Raw genomic sequence first — 12,647 nt, forward strand, 5'->3', positions numbered from 1 at the left:
GGGAGAATGGCATCGTGAACATTTCGTCTAGCACCACTGTCCGGCATCGCGGCTGGACCTCTCCCGCAGGGCTTGCAGCGATGCCCGCCCCGGGCGAAGCCGCTCGCGGTCTGACCGTCACCGATCGCGCGGTGCTGCGCGACGGCGTCGGATTCGTCCCCGTCTCCGGGGAGCTCCACTACAGCCGACTCCCCCGGGCACGATGGGGAGAGCGGCTGCGACAGGTGCGTGCCGCGGGCATCACTCTGGCGTCGACGTACGTCATCTGGAACCATCACTCGTCCGCGCGGGGAGACGCGCGCTTCGCCGGCAACCTCGACGTCGGTGCGTTCGTCGACGAGGTCGAGGCTGCGGGACTCGAGCTCATCCTCCGGATCGGCCCATGGGTGCACGGCGAGGTCCGCAACGGCGGATTCCCCGACTGGGTGCAGGATGCCGCGATCGAGCACCGGAGCGATGACCCGGCCTACCTGGAGCTCGTCACGGAGTGGTTCGACCAGCTGGCCGGCGCCCTCGCCGGGCGCGCCCGACCCGGCGGCCCGATCGTCGGCATCCAGCTCGAGAACGAGCTCTACGACCGGCCCGAGCACCTGGTGACTCTGAAACGGCTCGCCCGGGAGGCCGGCATGTCGGCGCCGCTGTGGACAGCGACGGCGTGGGGAGGAGCGAAACTGCCGGACGGGGAGGTGTTCCCGCTCTTCAGCGGCTATGCCGACGGGTTCTGGGCCGACCCGGAGGACGACTGGCACCCGAGCTTTCGTGCGCACTTCTTCTTCTCGCACGAATGGGACGACCCGGGTGTCGGTGCCGACGTCCGCGCGACGCAGGGCTTCGCCGACAGCGGAGCCATCGAGACCGATCTGCACGGATTTCCGCCGGCGACCTGCGAGCTGGGTTCGGGGATGGCGACGGCCTACCACCGCCGCCCCGTCCTCGACGCGAACGATATCGCGGCGCTGGCCAATGTGACGATCGGCAACGGCTCGGCGTGGCAGGGCTATTTCATGTACGTCGGGGGCGTGAATCCCGCTCCCGACCTGCAGGAAAGCCATGCGACGGCGTACCCCAACGACATGCCCGAGTTCGGGTATGACTTCCACGCGCCCATCGGACAGTCCGGCGACCTGCACGCCTCGGCCGCGCCGCTGCGCGCGCAGCACGCTTTCCTCGCCGCGTTCGGCGACCGGCTCGCCGAGATGACCTCGACGCTCCCCGACGAGCTTCCGGACGGACAATCGGACCGGTCGACCCTGCGGTGGGCTCTACGATCCGACGGCGATCAGGGTGTCGTCGTGATCTCGCAGCATCAGCCGCACGAGCCCGTCTCGGCGGTGGATGCCGCCCTGCGGGTCACCCTGGATTCCGCCGAGGTGGTCTTTCCGCCGGTCACGATTCCGAGCGGGACGATCGCCCGGTGGCCGGTGGCGTGGCGCGTCGGCGGGTCACGGATCGAGTGGGCGACGGCGTCGCTCCTGACCGAGCTACCGGGAGCCGTCCCGACTCTGGTGTTGGTCGCTGAGTCGGGGATCGAGCCGCGGGTCTCGATCGACGGTGACGTTCATACCGGCGTGGGCATGTTCGACGCCGAGGGCGGACGCATCCTCGTCCTGCCGGAATCGGACGCCGGCCTGCTGTGGGTGCGCGATGCGCCCGAGGGCCGCGCGCTGCTGCGCACGGCTGATGAACTCGCCTGGTCCAGCAATGCGCTGCTGCATCGTGGTGCTCGTCTGGTCGAGGTGTTCGATGGTGCCGTCGGAGCGTGGCGCGCGCTCGCGCTCCCCGCCGCTGAGGCGCCCGCATCCCTCGCCCTCACGCCCCGGCTGGTCACCGACCCGCACGCCGTTGCAACCGACCACGGGTTCCGCGAGAGACGCCACTGCGCACCGAGCCGCCCCACGATCGATGGATTCGCGGCGGTGTATTCGCTCGATCTGCCGGAGGGTGCCCTCTCGCCAGACGCCGACGCCGTGATCGACATCGACTGGGCGGGGGATGTCGCCGAGGTTCGCGTCGACGGGCACACGGTCGACGATCGATTCTGGGACGGCGAGCGGTGGTCGGTGTCGGTCGTGGATGCCGGGATCCACCCCGGCAGCAACGTCACGCTGCATGTCCTCCCGCTCTCCGCGCGGACGACGATCGGGCTTCCGGCGGCCGCACGAGCGCGCATCGGGACGGAACAACTGTGTGCTCTCGACGCCGTCGTCGTCCGCGAGCGCGGCAGCTGGCGACGGGTGGACCCCACATGAGCACGGAACTCGTGCGTGTCTATCCGGCCAGCGCGCCGAACGGCTCCGGTCTCGTCTGGGCGCACGGCGGCGGGTTCGCCGGCGGTGACCTCGACATGCCTGAGGCCGACTTCGTGGCCCGCACCCTGGCCGCCGCCGGAACCACCGTTGTGAGTGTCGACTACCGGTTGGCGGTCGGCGGCATCCACTTTCCCGTGCCTCTCGACGATGTCGTGAGCGCGTGGGGGTGGACCCACGCGCGCCGCGCAGAATTCGGGATCGATCGGCTCGCGATCGGCGGGGCGAGCGCGGGCGGCAACCTGGCCGCGGCGGCTACGTTCCGTCTGGCGGGAACCGCGGCGGCACCGGATCTCGTGGTGTTGGCCTATCCGACCCTGCTGGCGATTCAGCCCGTGCCCGATGCCCCCCTCCGCCAGGCTCTCGACGATCACCCGGTCGCCGACCGGTTCGGACCGCAGGTCGTTCGCGAGATGTACGAGAACTACCTCGGCGCTCCGGCAGCCACGGCGTCCGTCGAGGCTGCGCCGGGTCTGGCCACGGCGGCGGAGCTCGCCGACTACCCGCCGACGCTCATCATCAACGGCGAGGTCGACGAACTGCGCGTGTCGGCCGAGGTCTTCGCCGCGAGCCTCGCCGCGGCGGGGCGCGAGGTCGACTGTCGCATCGAGCCCGGCACCGACCACGGCTTCCTCAACCGGCCCGACGGGCCGGCCGCTGCTCTCACCCTTGCGCGCATCGCCGCGCGCCTGAGCCGCTGAGCCCGTCTCGCGGACAGGAGATTCTGCACGCGGAGGGCGATTTCCGGTCGTCACGGCCCCTTCGGCGCAGAATCTCCTGTCGACCGAACCGCAGTGCGGTCAGAACTCGGTATGGCCGAGGTCGATGTCGGGCGCGAAGCGCACGGTAGGCGTGCCGAGGGAGTCGAACTCCAGCACCGTGATGAGGTTCTCGCCCGCGCGGGTCACGGGAGCGGGCACGAAGAGCGTGCGCTGCGGCCCCGATCGCCAGTAGCGGCCCAGGCAGAAGCCGTTGACCCACACGAGCCCCTTGCCCCACCCGTCGGTCGACAGCGCGAGGTCGGCGGGCGCCTCGAGCGCCACCGTCGCCTCGAACACGTGTGCGCCGGCGGTGAGTGGCGCCTCCCCGTGTGACGAAAGCAGGCTGGACCCGTTCTCGAAGGGCTCCAGCGGCACCGCAGACGCATTCCAGCCTGCAAGCGACTCACCGGCGAACGTCGCTGGGCCGATCAGACCCTTCGGTTCGCCGATCCGCGGGCCGTAGTTCACCCGGCCTTGATCTTCCACCAGCAGCTCGAGCAGCCCCTCGCCCCGCGGGAGGGTGATCGACCAGGCGTGGTCCTCGCGGGCGAGCACCCCCACCGGCTGACCGTCCAGGCTCACCCAGGCGCGGTCGCGCACCTCGGAAAACGCGAGGACACCCGCCGCCGGGCCGCGATCGAGCTGCACGCGATAGCGGGCCAGCCCGCGCGAGATCCCCAGGGTGTCCATCGTCGGCACCTCGTTGTGCTCTTGCCAGTCGGGGGCGACGACGTCGCTGAGCGTGCCGACGCTGCGGAGCGGCGCGGTCTCCGGAACCGTGAACGGCGGGCGATCCGGCCGCGCGTACTCGGGCACCGGAGCGTAGCGGGAGATGACTTCGCGGAAGGCCCAGAACTTCTCGGTGGGTCGGCCGGCCTCATCCAGCGGCGCGTCGTAGTCGTAGCTCGTGATCGTCGGCAGCCAAACTCCCTTGTCGTTCGCGCCGTTGGTGAGTCCGAAGTTCGTGCCGCCGTGCAGCATGTAGATATTGACAGACGCTCCGGCGGCCAGAAGGTCATCGAGCTCCCGGGCCGACACCGCGGGGTCGGTCGTGTGGTGGTGGGCGCCCCAGTGGTCGAACCAGCCGCACCAGAACTCCGAGCACATGAGCGGCCCCGTCGGCTGCTGGCGCCGGAGCGCCGCGAGGCGTTCGGTCGCGCGCGAGCCGAACGACCCGGTCGCGTGGAGGCCCGGAATGTTGCCGGCTGCGAGCATGTCCGCCATCGGCTGGTCGACCGTGGTCAAGGGCACCGTGGCACCGGTCTCGAGGAACAGGTCGCTCAGTGCACGCAGGTACGCGTGGTCAGACCCGTAGGCGCCGTACTCGTTCTCGACCTGCAGCATGATGACCGGGCCGCCCTGGTCGATCTGCAGCGGCGCGACGATCTCCATGACCTGGCGCAGGTATTCGCTCACGGCCGCCATATACCGGGGCTCGAGCGTGCGGACGCCGACCGCCGGGTCGCGGAGCAGCCAGGCGGGGAATCCGCCACCGTCGAATTCTGCGCAGATGTAGGGACCCGGGCGCACGATCGCGTGCATCCCCTCTTCCTGCACTTCCCGCAGGAATCGCGCGAGGTCCAAGCGCCCCGTCGTGTCGAACTCACCGCGCGTCGGCGCGTGCTCGTTCCACGCGACGTAGGTCTCGATCGTGTTGAGCCCCATCATCCGCCCCATGCGGATGCGGTCGCGCCACTGATCGGGGTGGATGCGGAAGTAGTGCAGCGCCCCCGAGATCACCCGGTGCGGCTGTCCGTCGAGGAGGAAGTCCTCGGCGCCGATCTCGAACGTGTGACTGGTCATGCTGCTCCTGCCGTGCGTCGGCGCTCGGGGATTCTCCGCGCCGCTGGGGATGTCGTGAGACTACCATGTTGACGTAAACATGACGGGAAACCCGACCGCGTAGAGTGGTCCCGACGCGAGGAGCGAAAGATGAGTTGGCTGGTCACGGGTGGAGCGGGATACATCGGAGCGCACGTCGTGCGCGCGTTGGCGTCGGCGGGCATCGACCCGGTCGTGATCGACGATCTGTCGAGCGGTCACGCGGGCTTCGTGCCCGAAGGCGTGCCGTTCGTCCAGGGGACGATCCTCGACCGTGCCCTGCTCGAGAACACCATGCGCACCCACGGCGTGACGGGCGTCATCCACGTCGCGGGATTCAAGTACGCCGGCGTCTCGGTCACGAGGCCGCTGCACACCTACGAGCAGAACGTCGACGCGACGCGGATCGTCCTGCAGGCGATGGCGGATGCCGGCGTCCACAACATCGTGTTCTCCTCCTCGGCTGCCGTCTACGGCACGCCCGACGTCGACCTCGTCACCGAGGATCTGCCCAAGCGTCCCGCGTCGCCGTACGGCGAATCGAAGCTCATCGGCGAATGGCTGCTGCGCGACCAGGCGATCGCGACAGCAGGTTCCGAGCATCCGCTCCGCCATACCTCGCTGCGGTATTTCAACGTCGTCGGTTCCGCCGATCCCACGGTCTACGACACGAGCCCGCACAACCTGTTCCCGATCGTGTTCGAGAAGCTCCTCGCCGGCGACGTCCCTCAGATCAACGGCGAGGACTACGCGACTCCGGACGGCACGAACGTCCGCGACTACGTCCACGTCGGCGACATCGCTGCCGCACACGTCGTCGCAGCCCAGCGCCTCGCGGCCGGCGAACACGTCGAGGCGGCGTACAACCTCGGTTCCCAGAACGGGTTGAGCGTCCGCGAGATCATGGATGCCATGGCCCGGGTGACCGGCATCCCCTTCACTCCGAAGAGCGGGCCCCGCCGCGCGGGCGACCCCGATCGGATCGTCGCGACCGGCGAACTCGCCGCGCGTGACCTCGAGTGGCAGAACCGTTACACGGTCGACGAGATGGTGCGCACCGGCTGGGAAGCGCGCCGCGCCGCGCTCTGAGCCAGCCCGTCAGGCGCTCGCGCGCTGTACGAGATGCGGCGTGAGCACGACCGGCGTCGCCTCGCCGCGCCCGATCAGGGTGACGAGTGAGGCGACCGCAGCCCCGCCCAGTTCGTCGAAGTCCTGTCGGACGGTCGTCAGCGGCGGGAAGTAGGACGCGGCATCCTCCACGTCGTCGAACCCGATCACGGCAACATCGTCGGGCACGCGCCGTCCCGCCTCTGCGAGCGCGCGCAGCGCTCCGAGCGCCATCTGGTCGTTGGCCGCGAACAGCGCCGTGATCTCCCCCGCGACGGGAGCGATGGCGTCGTGACCGGATGCCGAGGTCCAGTCACCGCGGAGCAGTTCCGGCGCCGCGACACCCGCTGCCTCGTGGGCCTCCCGCCAGCCGCGTTCGCGCTCGGCTGCCGCGAACGACCCGACGGGGCCAGCGAGGTGATGCACAGGCCCCCGGCCGAGACCGAGCAAGTGCGCAGTCGCCTCGCGTGCCCCGGCGGCGTGGTCGGTCTGGACAACGGCGAAGCGGTCATCGGCGGGTGAATCGACCACGACGAGGGCGAGCCCCGGCGGCACGTCGAGTCCGCGAGCGAGTGCCGTGGCTTCGTTGAGGATCACGGCACCGTCGATCCCCTGGTCGCTCAGTCGCGCGAACGCGTCGGCGACCGCCTCACGACCGGATGCCGTGACGACCGTGAGCGCGAACCCCCGCTCGGCAGCGTGATCAGCGAGCGCTTGCAGCATGCGCGAGTTGCCGACCGACGACAGATTCGCCACGATCAGACCGATCGTGTCGGTACGCCCCGTGCGCAGCGCCCGCGCCGCACGGTGCATGCGATAGCCGAGTTGCGACATGGCCGCCTCGACGTTCGCTCGCGTCGCAGGATCGACGCGGGGGCTGTCGTTCACGACGCGCGAAACGGTCTGTGCGGAGACGCCGGCGACGGCGGCGACATCGGCCATGGAAACACGTCGCGTCATTCCGCCATCCTATGGGCAGGAATCCGGTCTTTCCGCTCGTGTTGACGATAACACGCAAACGCGGTAGCCTGGAGGCGTCACCACCTGCGAAGGAGCACGCAACGATGCACCCCGACACCCCGTCCCCCGCCCCCACGGCGGCCGACGTGCAGACGCTCGGCGCCGGCGTCATCAAGCGCACCACACGCCTCGCCGACGGCCGCGAACTCATCTATTTCGATGACCCCGACACCACTCTCGGCGCAGAGCGCGCCGTCGACGCACGGGAGATCGAGCCGCGCCCGGCGACCGCCACGATGCGGCAAGACATCCTCACGGGCGATTGGGTCTCGATCGCCGCCGCCCGCCAGAACCGCGCGTTCCTGCCGCCGGCCGAGCTCGACCCGCTTGCTCCGCAGACGCCGACAAATCCCTCCGAGATCCCCTCGCTGTACGACGTCGCCGTCTTCGAGAACAAGTCGCCCTCGTTCGGCCCCGCCCTCGCCGAGGCCGTCGGGGATGCACCGGAGGCCACCGACCCGCCGCGCGGGCTCAACGATCTCGAGTACCTCGGCCTCGGTCGCACGCGCACGAGCGTCGGTCGCTGCGAGGTCGTCTGCTTCTCCCCGGAGCGCGAAGGCTCGTTCGGCACGCAGTCGGTCACCCGCGCCCGTACCGTGATCGAGGCGTGGGCCGACCGGACGGCCGCGCTTTCGGCCCTCCCCGGCGTCGAGCAGGTGTTCCCGTTCGAGAACCGTGGTGAGGCGATCGGTGTGACTCTGCAGCACCCGCACGGGCAGATCTACTCCTACCCGTACGTGACGCCGCGGACGACCCGCCTGCTCGATTCGATCGACCGCACCGCTCCCGACCTGTTCCAGCGCATCCTCGAGTTCGAACAACAGGGCCCGCGTGTGCTCCTGCGTGGCGAGCACTGGACCGCCTTCGTACCGTTCGCGGCCCGGTGGCCGATCGAGATCCACATGCTGCCGCACCGCCACGTTCCCGACTTCGCCGCCCTCACGAACGAGGAGCGGGACGAACTCGCCCCTCTCTACCTGCGCCTGCTGCGCGGCCTGGATGCTGTCTACGACTCGCCGACGCCCTACATCGCCGCCTGGCACCAAGCGCCAGTCAACGTCGGGCGCGACACCGTCCGCCTGAACCTGCAGATCACGTCGCCCCGCCGCGCTGCCGACAAGCTCAAATTCCTCGCTGGATCCGAAGCCGCCATGGGCGCCTGGATCGGCGATGTCCCGCCCGAAACCGCCGCAGACCGTCTGCGAGTCGCCATCGAAGGAGTACAGCTGTGACCGCCGCCGAGCAGGCCGAGGGCCTCTTCCAGGAACTGACCGGTACCGAGCCCGCGGGCCGGTGGTCCTCCCCCGGTCGCGTGAACCTCATCGGTGAGCACACGGATTACAACGACGGCTTCGTCTTCCCGTTCGCGATCGACTTCCGCACCGTCGTCGCCCTCGGCCTGCGCAGCGACGGCCGCATCCGGGTCGTCTCGACCTTCGACCCGGTGCCGGTCGAGGTCGCCCTCGCCGACCTGGATGCGTTCTTCCCCGCCCGCCGCGACGAGATCGTCGAGTGGGCCCGCTACCCGCTCGGCGTCGCCTGGGCCCTGCTCGACGGCCGTGACGCCGCGGCGTTCGCCGGCGTCGACATCGCGATCGCGTCCGACGTTCCGGTGGGTGCGGGCTTGTCCTCGTCCGCCGCGATCGAGGGAGCCACGGCATCCGCCCTCAACGATGTCTGGGACCTCGGCCTTGACCGGATCGCGCTCGCGCAGGCCGGACGGCGCGCCGAGAACGAAGCGGTCGGCGCGCCGACCGGGATCATGGACCAGATGGCCTCGATGCGTGGCCAGGCTGACGCCGGGATCTTCCTCGACTGCCGTAGCTTCGAGGCGCAGGTGATCGAGCTGGGCTTCACCGCCGCGGGTCTCGACATCCTCGTGATCGACACGCGCGTGAGCCACGCGCACTCCACCGGCGGCTATGGTGAGCGCCGTGCGTCGTGCGAACAGGGCGCCGCGATCATGGGCGTGCCGGCGCTGCGCGATCTGTCGGTCGGTGACCTCGCACGCGCCGAAGAGCTGATGGACGACGTCACGTTCCGCCGTGTCCGCCACGTCGTCACCGAGGATCAGCGCGTGCTGGACACGGTGCGGACGCTCCGAGAAGAGGGCCCCCGCGCGATCGGCGCACTGCTCGACGCCTCGCACGTATCCATGCGCGACGACTTCGAGATCTCGGTTCCCGAGCTCGACCTCGCGGTGGAGACGGCCCGCACGGCCGGCGCGATCGGCGCGCGGATGACGGGCGGCGGTTTCGGCGGCTCGGCCATCGCACTCGTCGAGCACGCGCAGGTCGATGCGGTGCGCGCCGCGGTCGAGACGGCGTTCGCGGATGCCGGCTTCACCGCGCCGAACATCTTCACCGTGCATCCCTCCGGGGGCGCGCGCCGCGACGCCTGACCCGCGCCTTCGGTGAACGTCGGGTAGCCGGCGCTGTCACGGGGTGGAGTCGCGGAGGCGACCGTCGTAACGTCGGGGGCGAGCCGCGGCATCCGTCCGCGACCGGGAGGAGACCAGGGTGCGGGGCAGCCCGTCGTCTTGATCCACGGCTTCCCCCTCGACGGGGAGTCGTGGGGGAAGCAGCAGGCCGCGCTGTTGGATGCCGGGTACCGCGTCATCGCGTACGACCGGCGTGGGTTCGGATCATCGACGAAAACGGCATCCGGATCGGACGACGACACGTTCGCCGCAGACCTGCACGCCCTGATCGACGACCTCGATCTGCAGGACGCCGTGCTCGTCGGGTTCTCGATGGGCACCGGTGAGATCGCGCGCTATCTGACCCGGTATGGCGCGGGCCGCGTCGCGAAGGCGGCGTTCCTCGGATCGCTCGAACCGTATCTGCTGATCACGGATGCGCACCCCGATGGCGCCGGTGACCAGGCTTTCTTCGACGGCACGGCGCAGGCCGTCCGCGACGACCGGCACGCGTTTCTCACCGGGTTCTTCCGTGACTTCTACAACCTCGACGACACACTCGGACAGCGGATCTCGCAAGAGGCGGTCGACGCGTCCGTCGCGTCTGCGCGCCGGGCCGGAAATGCCGCCATCGCCGCCGCGCCGCTCACGTGGGCCACGGACTTCCGGGGCGACATTCCGGCGATCACGGTGCCGGTGCTCATCCTGCACGGCACCGCCGACAACATCCTGCCGATCGACAAGACCGCGCGGAAGTTCCGTGAGCTTCTCCCCGAGGCCACCTACATCGAGATTGAGGGCGCGCCGCACGGCTTCCTCTGGACTCACGGCGACGAGGTCAACCAGGCGTTGCTGGCGTTCCTCGCGGAGTGAGCGGGGGCAGCGTCCCGAAGGCGCTGGCTCGCGTCGAGTGCGCTGGTCCCGGCACGCGCGCAACCAGCGCACTCGGTGATATCGGCACGGTGGGTGCTGCGGGCGTCGAGCCCACGCGTCGGAGTCACCCCACGACGGTGGCGTGCGGCATCCGGCGCTGCATGACAGCGATCGCCTCGGGATTGTCGTCGACGAGCACGGCGTCGCGGCCGAGCGCCGAGGCCACCGCGCCGGTCGTCCCACTGCCAGCGAAGAGGTCGAGAACGCGGTCGCCCGGACGGCTGGATGCCTGCACGATCCGGCGGAGAATCCCCTCCGGCTTCTGCGTCGGATAGCCGGTCTTCTCGCGTCCCGAGGTCGGCACGATCGTGTGCCACCAGACATCGGTGGGCAGCTTTCCGCGCGCAGCCTTCTCGGGGGTCACGAGCCCGGGGGCCATGTACGGCTCGCGATCGACACCGTCGGAGTCGAACCAGTACGCCGTGGGATCCTTCACGTAGACCAGGATCGTGTCGTGCTTGGTCGGCCAGCGGCTTTTGCTCTTCGCGCCGTAGTCGTACGCCCAGATCAGCTCGTTGAGAAAGCACTCACGCCCGAATAGGGCATCGAGCAGCACCTTCGCGTAGTGCGCCTCGCGGTAGTCCAGGTGCAGGTAGAGCGTTCCGTCGTCGGCGAGGAGCCGCCAGGCTTCGCGCAGCCGCGGCTCGAGGAAGTCCCAGTAGTCATCGAATCGATCGTCATACTGCCGCAGATCCCCGCGCAACCGCTCATACGCCGTCCCGCGGAAGCCGGTCTTCACCCGCCCACCCCGTGCCGTATTCGGCACCCCGGGCGCCGTATTCAGTCTGCGCGCCTCCGCCGCGGCGGCGTCGCCGCGTGTTTCCGCGGGTGCAGGCTCATCGCCACCGCGTGCAGACTGAATACGGTCCGAGGGGCGGGCGGCAGACTCGATCGCCTTGCCCTGCCGGCGGCCGGTGTTGAACGGGGGATCGAGATAGATCAGGGTGAACGAGGCGTCGGCGAAGCCGCGCGCGACAGTGAGATTGTCGCTGTGGTGGATTTCGACGCGGCCTGGCGCCACGGGTCCATGTCCCACTTGTGGCTGATGTGCGGGTGCGAAAGCAGCCAGAACTGGGACATGCTCTGCCGAAATCGGGACACGCCCCGCCGGAATGGGGACATGAGCGGCGGGCGGGAGGCCGGAGCTCACGGAACGCGGTGCAGCCACGCGTCGGTCGCGAACTTCGAGGCGACCAGGGCTTCCGCCTCGGCGTATTCCTCGTCACTGATGCGCCCCGGCTCGGCCGCGTACAACCGCGCGAACGTGTCGGTGAACCGGGTGATGATCGCTTCGCGCGACAGCCCGGTCTGCGACCGCAGCGGGTCGACGCGCTTCGCGGCCGACGTCGTTCCCTTGTCTGACAGCTTCTCCCGGCCGATGCGCAGTACCTCGGTCATGACCTGACCGTCCATGTCATACGACAGGGTCGCGTGGTGGAGCACCCCGCCGTTGGCGAGCCGCTTCTGCGCGGCCCCGCCGATCTTTCCGGAGGGCGACGCGATGTCGTTGAGCGGCTGATAGACGGCGTCGATCCCGAGCGAGCGCAGCGCCTGCAGCACCCAATCGTCGAGGAACGCGTACGAGTCGGCGAAGGTCATCCCCGCGACGAGGGATGCCGGAACGTACAGCGAGTGGGTGATAATCGACCCCGCTGCCATGAGCATGGCGCCACCGCCGGAGATCCGGCGGACGACGTCGAATCCGTGCCGTGCGGCCCCCTCCGGATCGACTTCGTTGCGGTACGACTGGAACGAGCCGATCACGACGGCCGACTCATCCCATTCCCAGATCCGCAGCGTGGGCCTGCGTCGGCCATCGCCGACGCGGGTGGTGAGCACTTCGTCGAGCGCGAGGTTCATCCGCGGCGACATGGCCTTCTCGTGCACGATCTCCCAGGCGAAGTCCCGCCATCCCGGCGCGGTGACCAGCGCGCGGCGCACGGCGGTGCCGACCGATTCCGGCGTGAACCCGAGCAGCTGCGCACCCTCGGGCAGTGCGGCACGGACGGCGGCGGCGATGGCTCCCGCATCCGATTCGACCGGCAGGCCGTTCACCGCCGCGTCGATGTCCAGCAGCGCGTCGTCGGGCTCGAGGAAGAAGTCGCCGGCGAGGTGGAAATCGGCGATCTTGCCATCGCGCACCTCGAGATCGACGACGACGAGCTTGCCGCCAGGAACCTTGAATTCGCCGTGCATGCTCCCAGCCTAGGTGTACTGACCCGGATCGTTGTTGACGTAGGGGAGACCTCCGTAGTCGAGTTGGAGCTGTCTAGGTTCCCT

10 protein-coding genes are annotated in these 12,647 nt (G+C 69.6%); 6 read left to right on the forward strand and 4 right to left on the reverse strand.

Annotation, left to right across the window (positions count from 1 at the left end; genetic code table 11):
- The first annotated feature begins 14 nt into the window (after positions 1 to 14).
- Together Q0653_RS13575 and Q0653_RS13580 are read left to right on the forward strand one after the other, a co-directional pair.
- The gene (locus Q0653_RS13575) at positions 15 to 2,249 is read left to right on the forward strand and encodes a beta-galactosidase (RefSeq protein WP_298945193.1); all 2,235 of its coding nucleotides are present in this window, start codon (positions 15 to 17) and stop codon (positions 2,247 to 2,249) included.
- The gene (locus tag Q0653_RS13580) at positions 2,246 to 3,007 is read left to right on the forward strand and encodes an alpha/beta hydrolase fold domain-containing protein (protein WP_298945195.1); all 762 of its coding nucleotides are present in this window, start codon (positions 2,246 to 2,248) and stop codon (positions 3,005 to 3,007) included. The genes Q0653_RS13575 and Q0653_RS13580 overlap by 4 nt, the downstream gene beginning before the upstream one ends.
- Before the next feature lie 99 nt (positions 3,008 to 3,106).
- Here the strand turns inward: Q0653_RS13580 and Q0653_RS13585 are convergent, their stop codons facing one another.
- Positions 3,107 to 4,870, reverse strand: a complete 1,764-nt coding sequence (locus tag Q0653_RS13585) for a beta-galactosidase family protein (RefSeq protein WP_298945197.1) — start codon at positions 4,868 to 4,870, stop codon at positions 3,107 to 3,109.
- 129 nt (positions 4,871 to 4,999) lie between these two features.
- Here Q0653_RS13585 and galE point away from each other — a divergent pair, with 129 nt between their 5' ends.
- The gene (gene galE, locus Q0653_RS13590) at positions 5,000 to 5,977 is read left to right on the forward strand and encodes a UDP-glucose 4-epimerase GalE (protein WP_298945200.1); all 978 of its coding nucleotides are present in this window, start codon (positions 5,000 to 5,002) and stop codon (positions 5,975 to 5,977) included.
- Between the two features lie 9 nt (positions 5,978 to 5,986).
- Here galE and Q0653_RS13595 read toward each other — a convergent pair whose 3' ends face one another.
- Positions 5,987 to 6,955 (reverse strand): LacI family DNA-binding transcriptional regulator, encoded by a 969-nt coding sequence (locus Q0653_RS13595; RefSeq protein ID WP_298945202.1) that lies wholly within the window; start codon positions 6,953 to 6,955, stop codon positions 5,987 to 5,989.
- 104 nt (positions 6,956 to 7,059) lie between these two features.
- Between Q0653_RS13595 and galT the strand changes: the two genes are divergently transcribed.
- The 3 genes from galT to Q0653_RS13610 all read left to right on the forward strand — a co-directional run bounded on the left by galT (position 7,060) and on the right by Q0653_RS13610 (position 10,307).
- Positions 7,060 to 8,247, forward strand: coding sequence for a galactose-1-phosphate uridylyltransferase (gene galT / locus Q0653_RS13600; RefSeq protein ID WP_298945206.1), 1,188 nt, complete (start codon positions 7,060 to 7,062; stop codon positions 8,245 to 8,247).
- Positions 8,244 to 9,416, forward strand: a complete 1,173-nt coding sequence (gene galK, locus Q0653_RS13605; RefSeq protein ID WP_298945207.1) for a galactokinase — start codon at positions 8,244 to 8,246, stop codon at positions 9,414 to 9,416. The genes galT and galK overlap by 4 nt, the downstream gene beginning before the upstream one ends.
- A 90-nt stretch (positions 9,417 to 9,506) precedes the next feature.
- Entirely contained in the window at positions 9,507 to 10,307 is an 801-nt protein-coding gene (locus Q0653_RS13610; RefSeq protein WP_298945245.1) for an alpha/beta hydrolase, read from the forward strand.
- Between the two features lie 124 nt (positions 10,308 to 10,431).
- On the opposite strand, the gene Q0653_RS13615 is transcribed toward Q0653_RS13610, so the two are convergent.
- A complete protein-coding gene (locus tag Q0653_RS13615; protein WP_298945209.1) occupies positions 10,432 to 11,403 on the reverse strand; it encodes a site-specific DNA-methyltransferase in 972 nt (323 codons plus the stop codon).
- A gap of 110 nt (positions 11,404 to 11,513) precedes the next feature.
- Positions 11,514 to 12,563: a biotin/lipoate A/B protein ligase family protein gene (locus Q0653_RS13620; RefSeq protein WP_298945211.1), complete on the reverse strand. Its 1,050-nt coding sequence runs from the start codon at positions 12,561 to 12,563 to the stop codon at positions 11,514 to 11,516.
- Between the last annotated feature and the right edge of the window lie 84 nt (positions 12,564 to 12,647).

It is taken from the genome of uncultured Microbacterium sp., assembly GCF_947488465.1.
Lineage (GTDB): Bacteria > Actinomycetota > Actinomycetes > Actinomycetales > Microbacteriaceae > Microbacterium.